At 69.1% G+C, this 20,341-nt stretch carries 18 protein-coding genes; 9 read left to right on the forward strand and 9 right to left on the reverse strand.

Features of this window, described 5'->3' with window-relative positions:
* Window positions 1–2: 2 nt before the first annotated feature.
* Entirely contained in the window at window positions 3–590 is a 588-nt protein-coding gene (gene purN, locus C8P69_RS02180) for a phosphoribosylglycinamide formyltransferase (protein ID WP_108174212.1), read from the reverse strand.
* Window positions 587–1,660 carry a phosphoribosylformylglycinamidine cyclo-ligase gene (gene purM / locus C8P69_RS02185; RefSeq protein WP_108174213.1) on the reverse strand — a complete coding sequence of 358 codons (1,074 nt, stop codon included), beginning with the start codon at window positions 1,658–1,660 and terminating at the stop codon, window positions 587–589. Before purM ends, purN begins: the two co-directional genes overlap by 4 nt.
* 173 nt (window positions 1,661–1,833) lie before the next feature.
* Here purM and C8P69_RS02190 point away from each other — a divergent pair, with 173 nt between their 5' ends.
* Both C8P69_RS02190 and C8P69_RS02195 read left to right on the forward strand, forming a co-directional pair.
* Complete coding sequence (locus C8P69_RS02190) at window positions 1,834–4,131, forward strand: NADP-dependent malic enzyme (protein ID WP_108174214.1); 2,298 nt, start codon at window positions 1,834–1,836, stop codon at window positions 4,129–4,131.
* 258 nt (window positions 4,132–4,389) lie between these two features.
* On the forward strand, window positions 4,390–5,931 hold the full coding sequence (locus C8P69_RS02195) for an EAL domain-containing protein (protein WP_170118094.1): 1,542 nt from the start codon (window positions 4,390–4,392) through the stop codon (window positions 5,929–5,931).
* A gap of 448 nt (window positions 5,932–6,379) precedes the next feature.
* Here C8P69_RS02195 and C8P69_RS02200 read toward each other — a convergent pair whose 3' ends face one another.
* Window positions 6,380–8,497, reverse strand: coding sequence for a lytic transglycosylase domain-containing protein (locus C8P69_RS02200; RefSeq protein ID WP_108174216.1), 2,118 nt, complete (start codon window positions 8,495–8,497; stop codon window positions 6,380–6,382).
* Between the two features lie 242 nt (window positions 8,498–8,739).
* Window positions 8,740–9,786, reverse strand: a complete 1,047-nt coding sequence (locus C8P69_RS02205) for a hypothetical protein (protein WP_108174217.1) — start codon at window positions 9,784–9,786, stop codon at window positions 8,740–8,742.
* 131 nt (window positions 9,787–9,917) lie between these two features.
* Between C8P69_RS02205 and C8P69_RS02210 the strand changes: the two genes are divergently transcribed.
* Both C8P69_RS02210 and C8P69_RS02215 read left to right on the forward strand, forming a co-directional pair.
* Entirely contained in the window at window positions 9,918–10,127 is a 210-nt protein-coding gene (locus tag C8P69_RS02210) for a hypothetical protein (protein ID WP_108174218.1), read from the forward strand.
* Window positions 10,128–10,145: 18 nt separating this feature from the next.
* Window positions 10,146–11,096, forward strand: coding sequence for an aKG-HExxH-type peptide beta-hydroxylase (locus tag C8P69_RS02215; RefSeq protein ID WP_108174219.1), 951 nt, complete (start codon window positions 10,146–10,148; stop codon window positions 11,094–11,096).
* 28 nt (window positions 11,097–11,124) lie between these two features.
* Here the strand turns inward: C8P69_RS02215 and C8P69_RS02220 are convergent, their stop codons facing one another.
* The gene (locus C8P69_RS02220) at window positions 11,125–12,096 is read right to left on the reverse strand and encodes an NAD(P)H-binding protein (protein WP_281260023.1); all 972 of its coding nucleotides are present in this window, start codon (window positions 12,094–12,096) and stop codon (window positions 11,125–11,127) included.
* A gap of 300 nt (window positions 12,097–12,396) precedes the next feature.
* Between C8P69_RS02220 and dapA the strand changes: the two genes are divergently transcribed.
* The 3 genes from dapA to C8P69_RS02235 all read left to right on the forward strand — a co-directional run bounded on the left by dapA (window position 12,397) and on the right by C8P69_RS02235 (window position 14,418).
* Complete coding sequence (gene dapA, locus C8P69_RS02225) at window positions 12,397–13,281, forward strand: 4-hydroxy-tetrahydrodipicolinate synthase (protein WP_211353792.1); 885 nt, start codon at window positions 12,397–12,399, stop codon at window positions 13,279–13,281.
* 21 nt (window positions 13,282–13,302) lie between these two features.
* Window positions 13,303–13,776, forward strand: coding sequence for an SsrA-binding protein SmpB (gene smpB / locus C8P69_RS02230; protein ID WP_108174221.1), 474 nt, complete (start codon window positions 13,303–13,305; stop codon window positions 13,774–13,776).
* Between the two features lie 255 nt (window positions 13,777–14,031).
* Window positions 14,032–14,418 carry a VOC family protein gene (locus C8P69_RS02235; RefSeq protein ID WP_108174222.1) on the forward strand — a complete coding sequence of 129 codons (387 nt, stop codon included), beginning with the start codon at window positions 14,032–14,034 and terminating at the stop codon, window positions 14,416–14,418.
* A 109-nt stretch (window positions 14,419–14,527) separates the two neighbouring features.
* On the opposite strand, the gene C8P69_RS02240 is transcribed toward C8P69_RS02235, so the two are convergent.
* The 4 genes from C8P69_RS02240 to C8P69_RS02255 all read right to left on the reverse strand — a co-directional run bounded on the left by C8P69_RS02240 (window position 14,528) and on the right by C8P69_RS02255 (window position 17,037).
* Window positions 14,528–15,247 (reverse strand): superoxide dismutase, encoded by a 720-nt coding sequence (locus C8P69_RS02240; RefSeq protein WP_273511375.1) that lies wholly within the window; start codon window positions 15,245–15,247, stop codon window positions 14,528–14,530.
* Window positions 15,248–15,358: 111 nt separating this feature from the next.
* Window positions 15,359–15,673, reverse strand: coding sequence for a hypothetical protein (locus tag C8P69_RS02245; protein WP_108174223.1), 315 nt, complete (start codon window positions 15,671–15,673; stop codon window positions 15,359–15,361).
* Between the two features lie 68 nt (window positions 15,674–15,741).
* Window positions 15,742–16,383 carry a uracil-DNA glycosylase gene (locus tag C8P69_RS02250; protein ID WP_108174224.1) on the reverse strand — a complete coding sequence of 214 codons (642 nt, stop codon included), beginning with the start codon at window positions 16,381–16,383 and terminating at the stop codon, window positions 15,742–15,744.
* A 6-nt stretch (window positions 16,384–16,389) separates the two neighbouring features.
* On the reverse strand, window positions 16,390–17,037 hold the full coding sequence (locus tag C8P69_RS02255; protein WP_108174225.1) for a LabA-like NYN domain-containing protein: 648 nt from the start codon (window positions 17,035–17,037) through the stop codon (window positions 16,390–16,392).
* A gap of 368 nt (window positions 17,038–17,405) precedes the next feature.
* On the opposite strand from C8P69_RS02255, the gene rpoZ reads away from it, so the two are divergent.
* Together rpoZ and C8P69_RS02265 are read left to right on the forward strand one after the other, a co-directional pair.
* On the forward strand, window positions 17,406–17,795 hold the full coding sequence (gene rpoZ / locus C8P69_RS02260) for a DNA-directed RNA polymerase subunit omega (protein ID WP_108174226.1): 390 nt from the start codon (window positions 17,406–17,408) through the stop codon (window positions 17,793–17,795).
* Between the two features lie 198 nt (window positions 17,796–17,993).
* The gene (locus C8P69_RS02265) at window positions 17,994–20,171 is read left to right on the forward strand and encodes a RelA/SpoT family protein (protein ID WP_108174227.1); all 2,178 of its coding nucleotides are present in this window, start codon (window positions 17,994–17,996) and stop codon (window positions 20,169–20,171) included.
* Window positions 20,172–20,341: the final 170 nt, after the last annotated feature.

The following is a 20,341-nucleotide window of genomic DNA, read 5'->3' on the forward strand; positions in this document are numbered from 1 at the left end:
CCTCAGATCAGGCGGTACTCGGTCGCGATCATCCGCAGCGCGGCCGGGTAGATCCGGTGCTCGACGGCGAGCACCCGCGCGCCCAGCGTCTCCGCGGTGTCGCCGGGCAGGACCGGCACGGCCTCCTGCAGGATGATCTCGCCCTCGTCCATCTCCGGCGTGACGAAATGCACCGTCGCGCCGTGCTCCCTGGCGCCATCCGCCAGCGCGCGGGCATGGGTGTCGAGGCCCTTGTAGGCCGGCAGCAGGGCAGGGTGGATGTTGATCATTCGCCCCTCCCACCGCCCCACGAACCAGGGGGTGAGGATCCGCATGAAGCCGGCGAGGCAGACGATGTCGATCCGCTGCGCCTCCAGCACGGCCTGCATGGCGCGCTCGAAGCCCTCGCGGTCGCGTGGGAAAGCCTTGCTGTCGATGGTGGCGGTGGCGATGCCTTCGCTCTCGGCGATGGCGAGGCCGCCCGCGCCCGGCACGTTCGACAGGACCAGCGCGATCTCGGCGGGATAGTCAGGCGCCTTCGCGGCGGCGATCAGCGCCGCCATGTTCGAGCCGCGCCCGGAAATGAGGACCGCGACGCGCTTCCTCGTCACGACGACAGCGTCCCCGTGAAGGTGACGCGCGGCTCGGCCGCGGCCTTGGTGATGTGGCCGAGCACCGCCACGGTCTCGCCGGCGAGGCGGAAGCCCTCGGCCACGCGGTCCGCATCGGCCGCCGCCACCACGACCACCATGCCGATGCCGCAGTTGAACGTGCGCACCATCTCAGCTTCGGCGATGCCGCCGACCTCGGCCAGCCAGCCGAAGACCTTGGGCATGGTGACCGCCGACAGGTCGATGCTTGCGCCGAGGCCCTCGGGCAGCACGCGCGGGATGTTGTCGACGAAGCCGCCGCCGGTGATGTGGGCGAGCGCCTTGATCGCGCCGGCGGCGCGGTGCACCCCGAGGACGCTCTTCACATAGATGCGGGTCGGCTCGAGCAGCGCCTCGCCGAGGCTGCGCGAGGGCTCGAACGGCGCCGGCGCATCCCAGGCGAGGCCCGAACGCTCGACGATGCGGCGCACCAGCGAATAGCCATTGGAATGGACGCCGGACGAGGCGAGGCCGAGAACGACGTCGCCTTCGACCACGCCACGCGGCAGCAGCGTGCCGCGCTCGGCCGCGCCCACCGCAAAGCCCGCCAGGTCATAGTCGCCATCGGCATAGAGGCCCGGCATCTCCGCCGTCTCGCCGCCGATGAGCGCGCAGCCGGCCTGGCGGCAGCCGATGGCGATGCCCTTGACCACCTGCGCGCCAGCCTCCGGCGACAGCTTGCCGGTGGCGAAATAGTCGAGGAAGAACAGCGGCTCCGCGCCCTGGACCACAAGGTCGTTGACGCACATGGCGACGAGGTCGATGCCGATCGTGTCGTGCCGGCCCGTCTCGATGGCGATCTTGATTTTGGTGCCGACGCCGTCATTGGCCGCCACCAGCACCGGATCCTTGAAGCCCGCGGCCTTCAGGTCGAACAGGCCGCCGAAGCCGCCGATCTCGGCATCGGCGCCGGGCCGGGCGGTGGCCCGCACCAGCGGCTTGATCATGTCGACCATGCGGTTGCCGGCATCGATGTCGACGCCAGCTTGCGAATAGGTCAGGCCATCGGGGCGGGAAGGGGTCTCGGTCACGGGCTTTGTCTCGCTGATGGTGCCCGATTAGCCCTTGCCGGGCCGCCCCGCAACGGCCAAGCCGCGCCAGCGCGTCTTTTCCCCGCCGTCGGAGGTCCTTCTCCGCCCAGCGGTATCTGCGGGATTGACGCTGCGGGTCCGTCGTCGCATGACCGGAGCAGGAGACACAGGGCATGACAAAGTCGATCACCGACGATCTCAAATCCGGCGCGCTCGTCTATCACCGCCTGCCGCGGCCGGGAAAGCTGGAGATCCGCGCCACCAAGCCGCTCGCCAACCAGCGCGATCTGGCGCTCGCCTATTCGCCGGGCGTCGCTGCGGCCTGCGAGGCGATCGTCGCCGATCCCGCCCAGGCGGCCGAACTGACCGCGCGGGCGAATCTCGTCGCCGTCGTCTCCAACGGCACCGCCGTGCTCGGCCTCGGTGACATCGGCCCGCTGGCCGGCAAGCCGGTGATGGAAGGCAAGGCGGTCCTGTTCAAGAAGTTCGCCGGCATCGACGTCTTCGACATCGAGATCGACGCCCGCGAGGTCGACCGCATCGTCGACGTGGTCGCGGCGCTGGAGCCGACCTTCGGCGGCATCAACCTCGAGGACATCAAGGCCCCCGAGTGCTTCGAGGTGGAAAAGCGCCTGCGCGAGCGCATGGGCATTCCGGTCTTCCACGACGACCAGCACGGCACCGCCATCATCGTCGCCGCCGCGGTGACCAATGCGCTGGAGCTGATGGGCAAGTCCTTCGGCGACGTGAAGATCGTCGCCTCCGGCGCGGGCGCTGCCGCCATCGCCTGCCTCAACCTGCTGCGGGAGCTTGGCGCCAAGACCGAGAACATCTGGGTCTCCGACATCGAGGGCGTCGTCTACAAGGGCCGCGAGAAGCTCATGGACCCCTACAAGGCGGTCTATGCCAAGGACACCAACGCCCGCACCCTCGGCGACATCATCGGTGACGCCGACATCTTCCTCGGCCTCTCCGCCGCCGGCGTGCTGAAGCCCGACATGGTCCAGCGCATGGCCAAGGGCCCGCTGATCATGGCGCTGGCCAATCCGAATCCCGAGATCATGCCGGAGGAGGCGCGCGCCGCCCGCCCCGATGCGATGATCTGCACGGGCCGGTCCGACTATCCGAACCAGGTCAACAACGTCCTGTGCTTCCCCTACATCTTCCGCGGCGCGCTGGATTGCGGCGCCACCGCCATCAACGAGGCGATGAAGCTCGCCGCCGTCCGCGCCATCGCCGGCCTTGCCCGCGAGGCGCCGTCCGACGTGGTCGCCCGCGCCTATGGCGGCGAGGTCGGCACCTTCGGCGCCGGCAACCTCATTCCGTCGCCCTTCGACCCGCGCCTCATCCTGCGCATCGCGCCCGCCGTTGCCCGCGCCGCCATGGAGACCGGCGTCGCCACCCGCCCGATCACCGATTTCAAGGCCTACGAGGCCGAGCTCTCGCGCTTCGTCTTCCGCTCCGGCCTGCTGATGAAGCCGGTCTTCGACAAGGCGCGGCAGAACCCCAAGCGCGTCATCTATGCCGAGGGCGAGGATGAGCGCATCCTCCGGGCTGCGCAGGTCGTGGTGGAGGAGGGGCTCGCCTTCCCCGTCCTCATCGGCCGCCCGGCCGTGGTGGAGCAGCGCCTCGAGCGCTTCGGCCTGTCGATCAAGGCCGGCAAGGATTTCGAGCTGATCGACCCGCAGTCCGACCCGCGCTACCGCGACTATGTCGCGACCTATCACGACCGAACGGGGCGCAAGGGCGTGACGCCGGATGCGGCGCGCACCATCATCCGCACCTCCACCTCCGCCATCGCGGCGACCGCCCTGGAGCGGGGCGATGCCGATGCGATGATCTGCGGCGTCGAGGGGCGCTTCAACACGCACCTGCGGCATATCCGCCAGGTGATCGGCCTCAAGGCCGGCGCCCGGGGCCTTGCGGCCCTGTCGCTGCTGATCACGTCCACGGGGCCGCTGTTCCTTGCCGACACCCATGTCACCGTCGAGCCGACGGCTGCGGAGCTCGCGGACATGGCCTGCACGGCGGCCGAACATGTCCGGCGCTTCGGCCTCGAGCCGAAGATCGCGCTGGTCTCCCATTCGGAGTTCGGCAGCTACGACGACGAGCATGTCGAGCGGCTTCAGGCGGCCCTCAAGCTGATCTGGGAGAAGGCGCCGGACCTCGAGGTTGACGGCGAAATGCACGCCGATTCCGCGCTTCTGCCGGAACTGCGCGAGCGCGTCTTCCCGAAATCGCGGCTCAAGGGCGTGGCCAACGTGCTGATCATGCCGAACATGTCGGCCGCCAACGTCGCCTTCCAGGTGATCAAGGTTCTGGCCGATGCGCTGCCCGTCGGGCCAATCCTCGTCGGCCAGGCGCGCCCGGCCCATATCGTCACCCCCTCGGTGACCGCCCGCGGCGTCGTCAACATGACGGCGCTCGCCGTGGTCGAGGCGCAGGAGCGCGCCGAGGAAGCCGGCCGCTGATCGATCCCCCCTGCAAAGGCAGCGGGAGCAGTACGGGACGCGGCGGTCTCAGGATACCGCCGTCATGCGTGTATGGATTTCCGTCTTTCGCGCGGTGGTTAGCATTGACCTCGCGTCAAGAAATATACCGTTAAGCCGGCCCTTCTACAGTCCTTCAAGTCTTACGCATCTCGGCCGCTGAATGCCGGGTTCGTGGCATTCGAAGGGATGATCGTGGGAACGGTCTCGGGGCGCAGAGGCCTGGTCTGGTTGGTAGCCGTGTTGTTGGCGGTCGCCACCCCCGTTGCCGCCTATATCGGTGCCCAGGTCTGGCTTGCCCGCAGCCTCACCGCCACGATCGATGCCCGGGCGGGGCTCGTTCTGGAGCGGATCGAGAATGCCCTCGAACGCGCGACCACCGCTCTGCGGGAAGCCCATACGCGCAATCTGTTCTCCTGCGGCGCATCCGAGAAGGAGGCGCTGCGCCTCCTCGTGTTCGAGTCGCCGATCCTCAAGGAACTCGCTGTGCTGGGGCCGGACGGTCGGCTCCTGTGCAACAACATCGGCAGCCTCGTGCAGATCTCGCCAGGCTCCACCGCCTATCCGACCCGCGAGCCGGGCCTCGATCTGGCGGTGGCCCTGACGCGCGGCCCCTACGGACGGGCGCTCCGCCTGCAACTGACCTCGCCCTCCGGCGACCGCCTCGGCGGGCTCATCGCCGTCGGCCTCTTCGTGCCCAATTCGGATATCCAGCGCTCCAATCTCGGCGTCGGCATCGACATCGAACTGGTTCCCGGCGGACGGCTGGTCAACATCCGTGGACCGGGCGCCGTGGCCGGCACTCCGGATGTCCGCGTCGTCAGGACGTCCGAGCGCTATCCGATCAAGATCGAGTACTATGCCTCCGAAGGGGCCTGGACCCAGCAGACGGGCTGGATCGCCACGGCCTCGGCCGGTGCCGGCGGGGGGCTCGGCCTGCTCATTGCCCTCCTCGTCCTGTTCGGCGGCCGCGAGCGCGGTCCCATGGCCGACATGCACCGCGCCCTGCGCAACGGCGAGTTCATCCCGCACTACCAGCCCATCATCGACCTCGACACCGGCCGAATCCTCGGCTGCGAAGTGCTGGTGCGCTGGCGCAAGCCCGACGGGCGCCTCATTCCGCCGGGAGCCTTCATCGGCGAGGCCGAGCGCACCGGCTTCATCTTCCCCATGACGCTTGCGGTCATGCGCCAGGCGGCAGCCGAGCTGGGCCCCACCTATTCGGCCCGGCCGGAGCTCAAATGCGGCTTCAACCTCTGCGCCGCCCATTTCCGCGACCAGACCATCGTCACCGATGTCGCGGCGATCTTCTCGCACTCGGACGTGGCGCTGTCGCAGGTGCTGCTGGAGGTCACCGAGCGCGATCCGCTGCCGGACATGGACGCGGCCCGCAAGATCATCGCCCGCTTCCAGGAGATGGGCGTGCGCGTGGCGCTCGACGATGTCGGCACCGGCCACGGCGGCATGAGCTACCTCCTGAAGCTGCGCGTCGACGTGATGAAGATCGACAAGCTCTTCATCGATGCGCTGGGCAGCGAGCGCCAGTCGACGGCCATCGTCGACAGCCTCATCGACCTCGCCGCCCACCTCAACATGGAGGTCGTCGCCGAGGGCGTGGAGACCTTCGACCAGGTGGAAGCGCTGCGCCGCCGCGGCGTCAGGGCCGCCCAGGGCTATGTCTTCGCCCCGCCGCTCCCCGGCTCGTCGTTCTGCCAGCTCGTCCAGGCCATGGAGCCCGTCGCCATGCCGCAGCCGCCGGTGCGCAAGGCGCTGCGGGGCTGAGGGCAGGGGGCTTCTCCCTCACTCGACAATTCGCGCCAGCATCGCCGGTCCGGTTGGCCACGCCCTCGCTGGCCTGCACCCTCGTCCAACGACGCAGCGAGGCTCGTTGTTCAACGACCCTTCGTCACGAGACGATCAGTTGGTGCTGGTCCGCCCCTCACCCTTCCCTCTCCCCGCAAGCGGGGAGAGGGGGCACCCAACGTCGCGGTCTGGCTGACGCCGGTTGTGCCTGGCGCTTGGCGACAGAAGGAATTGCGACGTCGACGTCACCCTCTCCCCGCTTGCGGGGAGAGGGAAGGGTGAGGGGCCGTCACGGCGCCACCGACAGCCGCCAGGGCCGCCACCCCATCGCTTGAATCGGAATCAGAACTTTCACCGGGCCTGCTAAGCCGCTGATCCGAATCACTCTTCGCCGCTGAATCGGAATCTCAACAGCAAGCGGCGGGCCTCAGCCGCCGCCGCGCCGGAGGTCGGCCTCGATCCGTAGGCCGGAGCCGCCGCCGAGCCGGGCGCGGTAGACCTGCACGTTCTCCATCACCCGCTGCACGTAGTTGCGCGTCTCGGAGAAGGGGATGCGCTCGACCCAGTCCACGGGGTCGACGCGGGGATCGCGCGGATCGCCGTATTTCTGGATCCACTCCCGCGCCCTGGCGCGGCCGGCATTGTAGGCGACGAAGGTGAGGATGTAGCTGCCGTTGAACTCGGCCGCGAGCTCGCCGAGATGCGCCGCGCCAAGGCGGGCATTGTAGGCGGGGTCGGAGGTGAGGCGGCCCTGGTCGAAGGGCAGGCCGTGGTTGCGCGCCGTCGCCCGCGCCGTCGCCGGCATGAGCTGCAGGAGGCCGCGCGCGCCGGCATGGCTGACGACGCGGGGATCGAAGGTCGATTCCTGCCGGGCGATGGCATAGACGACCGCGCGGTCGATCTCGGGGCCGACATGGGCGTAGGCCGGGATGCCCATGGTCGGGAAGGCCTGCTGGTCGAAGGGCAGGCCGCGATTGTTGGCGAGCTTGCCGAGGGTGAGCACGCCCTTGGCGTCACCCGCCCGCGCCGCCACCTCGGCGGCCGCGTGGAGGGTGCCCTGGTCGGCGGCGCGCTGGCCGAGATCGGCGAGGATGGCGCGGGCGAGGTCCTTCTCGTCGATGCGGTAGAGCATCTGCAGGGCGCGGGCATAGGCGCCGCTCGACGGCGTCGTATCCGCCGGCCGGCGGATCGGCAGGTCGGCAAGGCCGAGCTTCGCCCGGGCGAGCTGGCCGTAATAGTGCGTGGAGTGGCGCGCGGCCTCGGCGTAATGGGTCCGCGCTGCCGCCTGCGATCCCGCCGCGTCATGCGCCCGTCCGAGCCAGTACTGGGCCCGCGACTGCGACATCGGCGTCGTCGCCGCCTGCCGCGCCGCCTCAAAGTGCCGCATCGCCGTCGCCGTGTCGTTCAGGAAGCGCAGCGCCACCCATCCCGCATGGAACTCGGCATCGACCCGGCCTGGCCCTGACCGCACCGCATGGGTCGCCGCGACCTGGTAGGCCGAACGCGCCTCGCCGGCATCGAGCAGCTTGCGGACCATGGCGCGGCGCTCGGTCCACCAGTCATCGGCCGAACCGAGCACGGCCGGATCGCGCGGGGCGCTGACGAGGATCTGCGCGGCCTCGCCGGCGCGGTCCTCGCGGCGCAGCCACTGGGCGCGGGCGAAGAGATACGCGGGGTCGCGGTGCAACGAGGCCGGCACTTGGGCCAGCAACGTGCCGCCATTGGCCTGCTGCGCGCCGATGGCGAGGAAGGCCCGGGCGAGCGCCGGCTGGCCGCCGCCGAGCCGCTGGGCCGCCCGCATGGCCGTGGCGTTCTCGCCCTCGTGCAGCATGCGGTCGAGCCGCATCTTGTGGTCGCCGGCCGAGATCTGGCCGCCGAACTCGGCGAGCACCCGGTCCTCGACATCCGAGGACAGGTCATAGCCATGCCAGGTCTCGCGGATCAGGCGGACGGCGCGGGCCTGGTCGCCGCCGCGCTTCAGCGCGATGGCGAGCGCCACCCGGCCCTTGGCCGAGGTCGGCTGGCGATGGGCGAAGAACTGGCGCACCGTCGCCGCATCGGCATTGTTCTCGAGCAGCGAGCCCTCGGCGCGCATCCGGATGCGCTGGCTCGCCGGGAAGCTCGGATGGGCATCGAGGAAGCCCGACAGCCGGGCGAAGCCGACGGAATCGTTGGAGCGCAGGATCATCCACTCCGCCAGCGCCTTGGCGACGGGATCGCGGATCTGGTCGCGGGCGGCGGTGGCCTGCTCGACCCGGTTCGCCCGCGCCGCGGTCGCGACCTGCCGGAGCGCGCCGATCTCGGCCTCGCTCGCCGTGCCGCCCGCAGGCCGCCAGACCTGCTGGGCCGGCGAGATGGCGCCGGTCGTCTCCGGCGCCTCGGCGCTGGCGACGGCGACCGTGCCGGCCTGGTCGGCCGAGGCCTCGCTCTTGGCGCAGCCGCCGACGAGCAGCGACGACAGGGCGACGCCCGCCAGGAAACCGAGGCGCGGCACGAGGGGAGCGACAGGGGCCGGCGGCACGACGCCGAAAACACGAACGGGCATGGGCAAGGTCCGTCCTGATACGCAACGCGGAGCGGCCTCGTCCCACGGGACTGTGGCCTTGAAGAGGTGGTTATCAGGCCGTTTTCCTTGACGCTTCCTTGACGGCCCGGGGGCAAACCGGCCGGCGTGGTGAAGCAGGCGTTAACGATGCCGCGCCAGGAGCGGACTTGCAGAGCGTCACGCTCCGTGGTATCTAGGACAGTATTCCCATAAATGGGTCGATCGACGGTGTCGGCGCGCGGTCAGTCCCGCTTCAGCCATCCGGCCAGCATCGACATCACGCTGGCCGCGCGCCCGCGCTGCTCCCCCATCCCCCGCTGGTGATCCCTCAGCGCGTTGATCTCGTCATAGGCGACGACGGCATTGGCGGGCAGGGCGGCCGGGTCGAGGCTGAACCGGGCGGGGGCCGGAGGGCTGTCGATGGCGACGAGGTTTTCGGCGAGCCGCTCGCGGGCAAAGCGCATCGTCGCCATGCGGATCGCCGAGGGATGCTCGGCGAGGCGGCCGATGGTGGGGTTGGTGTTGATCTCGTAGATCTGCGGCCGGTCGCCGACGAGGCCGAAATCGGCGCGGCCATAGTCGATCCCGGCGAGATCGAAGACGCGGGTGAGGTGATCCTCGAATCGGTTGGAGCGGATGTCGGCGTCGTCGGCGCGGTAGGTCTCGTCGCCGACGAGGCCGGGCCGTCCCCATTTCACGTTCCACGTGTCCTCGGTCACCACATGGTCGAGATGGATGCGCCCGCCGATGCGATAGGCGCCCCAGCGTCGGAACAGGCCGGGCGCCACGGGCTCGGCGGCATATTCGATGACGAGGAGGCGGGCCAAGGGGTGGCCTTCCACCTGCAGCCGCTCCAGCGCCTCATCGAGGGCCGCCTGGTCGGGCAGGAGACCGGTCAGCGCCGGCTCATGAGTCGCTGCGATGCGGACGAAGACGGGAAACCGCGACGGGCGGGGGCAGCCATCGGCGGGATGGACGTCGAAATCGTTCAGCCCTGCTGCACGGAGGGCCCGCAGGAGGCCATAGCGGGTGCGGACACGGGCAGGATCGTTCAGAACCCGGAAGCCCGGCAGGGCCCTCATCTGGCGGAAGACCTGGGCGGCGAGGGCAAGCTCCCGCGAGGCGAGTCGCTCGATGTCGCAGAAAATGTAGGTCGCCGCCGGATGATCGCGTCCTGCGAACAGGGCCTCGTAGCTCACCGTGTCACAGGCGGGCAGCGGCGCACCGAAATCCGCATCGAGCGCGTCAACCGTGTAGCGATGGGCGGCCGTGACGACGAAACGGATCATGGAGCAAAAAGGGGGAACCGATGCGGCATTGCAATCGTCTTGACAGGTCAGGAGGTGACCGGGCACGTAAGCTTCCATTACGGCATCCTTTCTGCCCACGCCACGGGCCATCCTATTCCGGAGTTTCAACCATGACCGCCGAGACCCGCCGTATCGCCATCGACCTCTCGACCCTGCTGGGCCTGCGCAAGGCCGAGGGCGGAACCGGCCGTGATGGCCTCACGCCCCGTCGTGGAACCATGGTCGGCCAGAAGCCCGTTTCGCCTGCCATGGTCGGCCAGAAGCCTGCCAGCCCCGTGATGGTCGGCCAGAAGCCGGGCGCCCCCTTCACCAAGGCCTGAGGCGCCGGCCTCGCACCCGTGACGGACATCATCACCGCATCCTTCGCACCCAGCGGCGCGAATGGTGCTGCCCTGTCGGCGCGCCTGCGCGGCGAACTGACCCACAGCCTCGCGACCATTGCCGCCGGGCTCGGCCGCTCGCCGCCCGTGCTGCCGCCGGGCCGCCTGTCCGCCGCGGTCTATGCCCGCTATTTCGACCTGCTCCACGCCGTCATCGCCGATGACCCGGAGGCGGCGGGCCGGGCCTTGGACGCTGTCGAACAGGTGCTCCTGCAGCCGCCGCCGGCCTTCCTGCGCAGATGGAGCGATCTTGCGAGCGACGAGGCTGCGCTGTTTGACCGCCACATCAATGTCGATCCGACCACGCGGGTCGCTCTGGAGGCTCCGGCCCCCGGCAGCGCCGGTCAGGCCCGCGACGCCATCGGCGCGGCGCTGTCGCTCCTCGAAGCCGCCGCGCCCGAACTCGCCGCCGAGATTCGCGCCCTGATCGGCGAGATCGTGCTGGTGGCTGGCGGCGTCAACGAGAACAGCCTCTTCGACGGCGCCACGGCCTTCGCCTGCTGGGGCGCGCTTTTCCTCAATGCCGACGAGCATGGCGACCGGATCGAGGCGGTGGACGGGCTCGCCCATGAATCCGCCCATGCCCTGCTCTTCGGCCATACGCTCGGCCATCCGCTGGTGGAGAACGGTCCGGACGAGCGCCATGCCTCGCCGCTGCGGGCCGATCCGCGGCCGCTCGACGGCATCTATCACGCGACCTTCGTCTCGGCCCGGATGCACCATGCCCATGGCCGCATCCTCGCCTCGGGGCTTCTGTCGGCCGAGGAGGCGGCGCGGGCCCGCGATGGCCTCGCCAGCAGCCGCGCCGCCTTCGCCGATGGCCATGCGACGCTGCAGCGCCATGCCCGCATGACGCCGATCGGCGAAAAGCTCATGGCGGACGCCGCCGCGGCCATGGCAGCCGCCTGACACTGCCGCTCGCCGCGCGCGGGGTGATTCAGAACACCGCGTGGTCGCCGCGGTCGACCGCCGCCTCGCCGGCAACCAGCCGGGCATAGAAGTCGAACAGCGTCTCGGTCCCCGTCGACGGCGTCGCCTGTGCATCGTAGCGGCCGGTCGCCGGATCGAGCACCAGCATTGATTCCGTCGCGTAGTAGCGGCCGATACGGGCGAGTTCGGCCTTGTCGGCGAGGGAGGGTACGGCGCGGCCCAGCGTGCCGAGCCCCCAGATGATCGTGTCGAGCAGGGCGACCGGCACCTGCCGGAAGCGCGGGGCGCGCCCGAGGAGGCGAAACAGCTCCTCGCCCTGCTGGCGCGGCGTGATGGCCTCGCCCGGCCCGCCGATGGGCAGGATGCGGTTCTGGCGGCAGGGGTCGGTCAGGCATTCCGCGATGAAGCGCGCGAGGTCGTCGTCGCTGATCGGCTTGCAGGCGGTCAGCTGACCGTCGCCGAAGACCAGGAAGGGCTTGCCGGCGCGCAGCCGCTCGACCTGTCCCGACAGCGACTTGAAGAAGGCGGTCGGCCGGACGATCGACCAGGAGAGGCCGGAGGCCATGAGCTCGGCCTCGAAGGCGAGCTTGGCCTGCTGGAAGGCGAGAAGCGGCCTCTGCACGCAGATGGCGGAGAGGAGCACGACCTGGCCGACGCCGTGTTCGCGGGCCGCAGCCAGCGCCAGGGCATTGGCCCGATGGTCGATGGCCCAGGCATCCCGCGGCACGCCGGTGCGGGAGGCAAGGCAGGTGACGAGTGCATCGAAGCGCTCGCCGCCAAAGGCGTCCCGGGCGAGGGAGGCCGGGTCGGTCACGTCGCCGAAGCGCAGAATGGCTCCGGGGAGGAGGCTCGCCATGGCGTTGGCGTCCAGCGTCCTGCCAATGCCGGCGCGGGGCCGCAGGAAACAGACGACCTCGTGGCCATCCGCCACGAGTGCCCGGGCCGTGGCGCGGCCGATTGTGCCGGTGGCGCCGAGCAGCAGCACGCGCATCGGCCGCGTGGAGGGGGAGGGGGCCGGGAGAACAGGGTCCATCGGGGGCCGGTCGTGGGGACCGGGCGGCTGGAAGCCGCGGGTCCTGCGCTGCGTTGGCCTGACCCTACGACAGGGGCGAGGCCACGGCCAATCCGCCGCATGGGGCCGCCGCGGCGATCCCTTTGGGGCCCCGCAGCCATGCGGCTTGCCCTCCACCCTTGACGTTCAGGCCATCTCAAGGCTTTGTGGCCGGCCTTCGCGCGCGGGGCGACGCCCCGTGCCATCCGACCGTTCCGGAGTTCTCCGATGACCAACCTGTTCAAGGGATCGCTGCCCGCCCTCGTCACCCCGTTCAAGGACGGCAAGGTCGACGAGAAGGCTTTCCGCGCCCATGTGAACTGGGTGATCGACGAGGGCTCCCACGGCATCGTGCCGGTCGGCACCACCGGCGAGAGCCCGACCCTGACCCATGACGAGCACAAGCGCGTGGTCGAATGGGCGGTCGAGGAAGCCCGCGGCCGCGTTCCGGTGATGGCGGGCGCCGGCTCCAACAACACGGTCGAGGCGATCGAGTTCTCGAAGCATGCCGAGAAGGTTGGCGCCCAGGGCCTGCTGCATGTCACGCCCTACTACAATAAGCCGAGCCAGGAGGGCCTCTACCGCCACTTCAAGGCCATCGCCGAGGCGACCTCGCTGCCGATCTTCATCTACAACATCCCGCCGCGTTCGGTGGTGGAGATGTCGGTGGAGACCATGGCGCGCCTCGCCGAGATCAAGAACATCGTCGGCGTGAAGGACGCGACAATGAAGCTCGACCGCGTCTCGGCCCAGCGCCAGGCCTGCGGCAAGGACTTCATCCAGCTCTCCGGCGAGGACGGGACCGCGCTCGCCCACATGGCCCATGGCGGCCATGGCTGCATCTCGGTGACGGCCAATGTCGCCCCGCGCCTCTGCGCCGATTTCCAGAACGCCTGCCTCGCCGGCGACTTCGCCAAGGCGCTGGCGATCCAGGACAAGCTCTTCCCGCTGCACCAGGCGCTCTTCGTCGAGCCGAACCCGGCCCCGTCCAAGGCGGCGCTGAACCTGCTCGGACGGATGTCCGACGAGGTGCGTCTGCCGATGGTCCCGGCCTCCGCCGCCACCCGCGAGACGGTGAAGGCCGCGCTCGTCCATGCCGGCCTGATGAACTGACGGGGGCCGTCCGCAAGCGTCATGGCCCCGAAGAACGAGCCGAAGATCAAGGTCGTCGCCGAGAACCGGCGCGGCCGTTTCGACTACGAGATCCTCGACACGTTCGAGGCCGGCATCCAGCTGACCGGCACCGAGGTGAAGTCGCTGCGCGCCGCCAAGGCGACGATCGCCGAGAGCTATGCCGGGCCGAATGGCGAAGAGTTCTTCCTCTTCAACTGCAACATCCCGGAATATCTGCAGGCCAACCGCTTCAACCACGAGCCGAAGCGGCCGCGCCGGCTGCTCCTGCACAAGAAGGAGATCGGCCGGCTGATCGGGGCGGTGCAGCGCGACGGCCTGACCGTCGTGCCGCTCAAGCTCTATTTCAACGAGCAAGGCCGGGCGAAGCTGCAGATCGCGCTCGCCCGCGGCAAGAAGCTCCACGACAAGCGCGACACCGAGAAGAAGCGCGACTGGCAGCGCGACCAGGCGCGGATCCTGCGGGACCGCGGGTAGGGGCGGTTGTCACGACTGAATGCCGCGAGTCACCGGCCCATCCGTCATGGCCGGGCTTGTCCCGGCCATCCACGACTTGAACACGAGCGTCGCCGAAGGAAGTCGTGGATGCCCGGCACAAGGCCGGGCATGACGCGGTGAGCGGTGTGGCAGTCATCACCGGGGGGCGGCAACGGTGCGCAGCTTCAGGCGATCCCGCCTCGCCCCCTTGATCCCGCGCCCCGCCTCCGCTCATCTCACACCGGGAGAAACGCCATGGCCTACAAGCTCGATCACGTCGTCATCCATGTCAGCGACTGGGAGCGCTCGAACGCCTTCTATCGCGACGTGCTCGGGGCCGAGGTCGTGCCGCGCGGCGCGGGCTTCGCCTACAAGATCGGCGACATCCGCCTGAACTGCCACGGCCCGGGCATCGGCCACGTCAATGCCGTGGCGAAGGTCCCGGTCATGCCCGGCAATTCCGACATCTGCTTCGAATGGGAGGGGCCGATCGACGGGGCCGCCGCCCATCTTGCCGCCAGGGGCGTGCCGGTGGAGCTCGGGCCGGTCGCCACCAACGGCGTGCGCGGCCCGGCGACCTCGGTCTATTTCCGCGACCCCGACGGTTCGCTGCTGGAATTCCTCAGCTACCACGGCCACTGACGCGCCAAACCCCGGCCGCGATGCGACCGGGGTTCGCCGAGGGTGCCGGCGGCAGGCAGGAGGGGGGAATCCCGCCGCCGCCCGAAACCGGGTCAGCGGCAGGATCGGATTACGCCGAAGCCTTGGCGAAGTTCGCGGCGGCCTTGTCCCAGTTCACCACGTTCCACCACGTGGTGACGTAGTCCGGGCGGCGGTTCTGGTACTTCAGGTAATAGGCGTGCTCCCACACGTCGATGCCCATGACCACGCCCTTCACGCCGTCCATCAGCGGGTTGTCCTGGTTCGGCGTCGAGACGATGGCGAGCTTGCCGTCGCGGCCGACCACCAGCCAGGCCCAGCCGGACCCGAAGCGGCCGACGGCGGCCTGGTTGAACTGCTGGCGCATCTTGTCGGCATCACCGAATGCGGTGTTGATCGCCGTGGCGAGCGCGCCCGAGGGCTGCTTGGCGCCGCCGGGGGTCATGATCTCCCAGAAATGCACGTGGTTCCAGTAGCCGCCGAGCGTGTTGCGCACGCCCATGCGCAGGTTCTCCGGCACGTCCGAAAGGCCGCGCAGCACCTTCTCGGTGTTGGCGGGGGTCAGCTCGCGATAGGTCTGCGCGGCATTGTTGATGGTGGCGAGGAAGGCCGCATGATGACGGGTGTGATGGATCTCCATCGTCATCTTGTCGATGTGCGGCTCGAGCGCGTCATAGGCATAGCCGAGCGGCGGCAGGGTGAAGGGGCCGGTGGCGGCCTGGGCGAAGACCTTGTGGCTGGCCGGGATGGCCATGGTGGCGCCGATGGCGGCGGCGCTGCCGGCGAGCTTGAGGAGATGGCGACGGTTCATGGGACGCTCCCTTGGGGTCAGACCTGCGGCGTGGCGGTCGTTGTGGCAACACCTGGGCTGCCGCAGACGGATGCACAGGGGCGATCACGAGGCCGTGAATGGGCCGGTCGCTCAGGAGAGGAGCGCGCCCCATGGCAGCCACGGTAGCACAGCATCGCTGGCAATGCCGACGGCGACGATTCCGAAGCCGAGCGACACCCAGGGCCAGCGATCCATGAGCGCCAGAATGAGCCCGGGGAGCACCAGCGTCACGAGATAGACGCTCGCCAGGATGGCCCCGAGCATGGGAAAGCCGTCGCCCCGCGAGGCAGGGGTCATGGAGGTCGCCACCATCGCGCCGGCCCAGAACAGCACCCCGAGGCCCGCAAGGACGAGGCTGGCGATGCGGAGCGACCGGCGAAGCGGGGAGGCGGGCGAGGGCGACATGGCGGTCCTTCAAGGGGAGGGCTGCGGCATCGGCGGCCTCCCTCAGTCGCGGGACCCCTCCGGAAGGTTCAACCGGCCGCGTCGAGATGCCGGCGCACCGAGGCGAAGACAGCGCGGAACATCTCTGGCGTCAGCACGCCGGTATTCGTGTTGTAGCGCGAGCAATGGTAGCTGGAGAAGACGGTGACGCGCCCGACGCCCGTCACGCCGCCATGGGTGAACGGCACGCGCGAGGGGCGCTCGCCGAGCGCCCTGACCGCGCTGTCATGGCCGATCTTGCCGAGCGTGATCACCGCGGTCAGCCGCGGCATGGCGGCGATGGTGGCGGCCAGGAAGCCGCGGCAGGTGGCGATCTCCTCCGTCGTCGGCTTGTTCTCCGGCGGCACGCAGCGCACGGCATTGGTGATGCGCGTGTCGACGAGGGTGAGGCCGTCGTCCGGCCGCTCGTCATAGGTGCCGGTGGCGAAGCCGAAGCCGATCAGCGTCTCGTAGAGCAGGTCGCCGGCCCAGTCGCCGGTGAAGGGCCGCCCCGTGCGGTTCGCCCCCTGCAGACCCGGCGCGAGGCCGACGATGAGCAGCCGCGCATTGTCGGTGCCGAAGCTCGGCACCGGCGCATTGTGCCAGTCGGGACGGGCTGCCCGCTGCCGGTCGCGGAAGGCGACGAGGCGCGGGCAGAGGGGGCAGTCACGCCCCGGATCGCATGGCGACATGCGGGATCAGCGGTCGGCGAAATCGTCGCTGGCGACGGGCGTCGTGGCGGCGATCGGCCGGGCCGGCCGCGGCCGGTCACGGACGAAGCCGGGCGCATCCGTCATCGGCGCGCGCACCGGGCGCTCCGAGGGGTCGCGGCCGATGCGCTGGCCGAGCTGGGCGAGGTCGATGAACTCGTCGGCCTGGCGGCGCAGCTCGTCGGCGATCATCGCCGGCTGCACGGCGACCGTGGAGACCACCGACACCTTCACGCCGCGGCGCTGCAGCGCCTCGACCAGGTAGCGGAAATCGCCGTCGCCGGAGAACAGCACGATGTGGTCGACGCGGGCCGCGATCTCCATGGCATCGACCGCGAGCTCGATGTCCATATTGCCCTTCACCTTCCGCCGGCCGGTGGAATCGGTGAACTCCTTGGCGGTCTTGGTGACGACGGTGAAGCCGTTATAGTCGAGCCAGTCGATCAGGGGGCGGATCGACGAGTACTCCTGGTCCTCGACCAGGGCGGTGTAATAGTAGGCGCGCAGCAGATAGCCGCGGGCGCGAAACTCACCCAACAGTCGCTTATAGTCGATATCGAAGCCCAGCGTCTTGGCCGTGGCGTAAAGGTTGGCGCCATCGATGAAAAGCGCGATGCGCTCGTTTCCGTTCGACATGACGTAACGTCCTATTGCAATCCGGTAGGTGCCGAAATCAGCTTGAGGGTGATGAATGACTGCGAAGTGTGGCGGCAGGGGCGTCGAAACACACGATGATGTCGATAGTTTGGAACGATCCTAATTCCGTACCTCCATCCTATATCAAGCCGATTCCTCGGAAACAATCTGCCAAAAAATTATCTCTTGGGATTAAGCAATGCTGCGTGGACGCTGGGTTCCGCGACGGCATGGCGCCCCCGTGTCGCCCCAGTCCGCCGGCCTGAGCCTGCGGCCTTGTGTTGGCCCCTGCGAATGGGTATACACCCGCTCTTTCCGGACAACCGCCTGCATACAGGCTCCGTTCCACCGCTGCCGAAGGATGATCGATGGCTCGCGTCACCGTCGAGGATTGCATCGAGAAGGTCGACAACCGCTTTGAGCTGGTGCTCGTCGCCAGCCACCGCGCGCGCATGCTCGCGGCCGGCGCGCCGATCACCATTGACCGCGACCGCGACAAGAACCCGGTCGTGGCGCTGCGCGAGATCGCCGATGCCACCGTCTCCCCCGATGACCTGCGCGAGGACCTGATCCACTCGCTGCAGAAATATGTCGAGGTCGACGAGCCCGAGGCCGATACCGTGCCGATGATCGCCGCTGCCGGCGGCGCCGCCGACGATGTCGACGTCGCCATGGACCGCATGAGCGAGGAAGACCTGCTGCGCGGCCTCGAGGGGCTGAAGCCGCCGGAGGACACCGACGACGACGAGGGCCTCTGAGCCCTCTCGCCTCGCGAGACCACCAGGGCGGCCGCAAGGTCGCCCTTTTCATTGGTACTGTCCCGATCCGGTCGCGTCGCCCTGCGCTCACGCCAGCGTGCGCTGTCCATGCGGCCCGCGGCCTTGCCGCCCCCGTCCCCCCGGATGCTATCGTGACGGGCTGGCGACACGAATCCCGGAAGGCCCGTCCACCCCACCATGATGCGGCAATATGAGCTGGTGGAGCGCGTCAAGCGCTACAATCCGAGGGCCGACGAGGCCCTGCTCAACCGCGCCTATGTCTATGCGATGCTGGCCCACGGCACGCAGAAGCGCGCCTCTGGCGACCCCTATTTCTCCCATCCGCTCGAAGTCGCGGCGATCCTCACCGACCTGAAGCTCGACGATGCCACCATCGTCGCGGCGCTCCTCCACGACACGATCGAGGACACGGCGGCCACCAAGGACGACATCCGCGAGAAGTTCGGCCCCTCCATCGCCGAGCTGGTGGACGGCCTCACCAAGCTGAAGAAGCTCGACCTCGTGTCGAAGCAGGCGGTGCAGGCGGAGAACCTGAGGAAGCTGCTCCTCGCCATCACCTCCGACGTGCGCGTGCTGCTGGTGAAGCTCGCCGACCGGCTGCACAACATGCGCACGCTGCACTATGTGCCGCCCGCCAAGCGCAGCCGCATCTCGCAGGAGACGCTGGACATCTATGCCCCGCTCGCCGGCCGCATGGGCATGCATGACATGCGCGAGGAGCTGGAGGACCTCTCCTTCCGCCAGATCAATCCGGAAGCCTACGAGGCGCTCGAGCAGCGCCTGTCGCGCCAGCGCGACGCGGTCGCCCGCGTCGTTGAGGAGATCGAGACCCAGCTCACCCGCAAGCTCGCCGGCGAGGGCATCAGTGCCGAGGTCTCGGGGCGGCTCAAGAAGCCCTATTCGATCTACCGCAAGATGGAGCGCAAGGCCGTCTCCTTCGAGCAGCTCTCCGACATCGTCGCCTTCCGCATCCTCGTGGAGACGATTGCCGACTGCTACCGCGCGGTGGGCATCATCCACACGACCTGGCCGGCCGTGCCGCAGCGCTTCAAGGATTACATCTCGACCCCGAAGGGCAACGACTACCGCTCGCTCCACACCACCGTGATCGGCCCGGAGAGCCAGCGCGTGGAGATGCAGATCCGCACCCACCACATGCACGAGGTGAACGAATACGGCATCGCCGCCCATGCCCTCTACAAGGATGGCGCGGCGGAGGCCGCCTTCGCCTCCGAGAGCAGCGCCTATGCCTGGCTCAGGCGCACCGTGGACATGCTCGCCCATGGCGACAATCCGGAAGAGTTCCTCGAACACACCAAGCTCGAGCTCTTCTCCGACCAGGTCTATTGCTTCACCCCGAAGGGCCGGCTCATCGCCCTGCCGCGCAAGGCCAATTGCATCGACTTCGCCTATGCGGTGCACACCGACATCGGCAATCACTGCGCCCGCGCCCGCATCAACGGCGTCGAACGGCCGCTCGTCACCGAGCTGCAGAACGGCGACGAGGTCGAGATCATCACCGATGCCAAGGCGACGCCGTCGCCCGCCTGGGAGAGCATCGTGGTGACCGGCCGGGCGCGCTCGGCCATCCGCCGCGCCACCCGCGCCGCCACCCGCAACCAGTATCTCGAGCTCGGCCGCCGCATCGTCCAGCAGCTCTTCGCCCGCGCCGGCAAGCCCTTCTCCGACGAGGCGGTGAAACAGGGGCTGAAGCGCCTCGCCCGCTCCTCCACCGACGACGTGTTCTGGGCCGTGGGCCGCGACGAGATCCCCGCCGACGACGTGCTGAAGGCGGTGCATCCCGACTTCAAGAGCGAGGTGCCGCTGGGGCCGAAGCCGACCGCCGAATGGTTCGGCGTCGGCAAGGATTCCTCGCTCAAGTTCCAGGTGCCGGAATCGGAAGGGGCCATCCCCATCCGCGGCATCAATTCCGACCTGCCGGTGACCATCTCCCGCGAGGGCGGCGCCGTGCCCGGCGACCGCATCGTAGGCATCCTCACGGCGGGGGAGGGGATCACCATCTATCCCATCCAGTCGCCGGCGCTCGCCGCCTTCGACAACGAGCCGGAGCGCTGGCTCGACGTGCGCTGGGACATCGACGAGGCGCGGCGCTCCCGCTACCCCGCCCGCATCGCGGTGAAGTCCCGCAACGCGCCGGGCTCGCTCGCGGCGGTGACGCAGGTCATCGCCGACAATGACGGCAACATCGACAACCTGCGCATGCAGCGCTCGGCCCAGGACTACACCAATGTGGTGATCGACCTGGAGGTCTGGGACCTCAAGCACCTCAACGCGATCATCGCGGGGATTCGGGACCTGCCGATCTCGGCCGAGGCGGGCCGGGTGTTCGAATAGGCAAACGGCGGCGGCTGGCACTTGGTGCCCCGCCGGTCCCACGACAGGTTGTGCCTGCCTTCCATGATGGGATTGATGCGTCTGCGTCCAATCGATTTGACGTAGCGGAAGTCAATTATTATTGCGATAAAGTGCTGTTGGTCCGCAGACAATCAAGCGCCTGCATTCCG

The organism is Phreatobacter oligotrophus (genome assembly GCF_003046185.1).
Taxonomy (GTDB): domain Bacteria; phylum Pseudomonadota; class Alphaproteobacteria; order Rhizobiales; family Phreatobacteraceae; genus Phreatobacter; species Phreatobacter oligotrophus.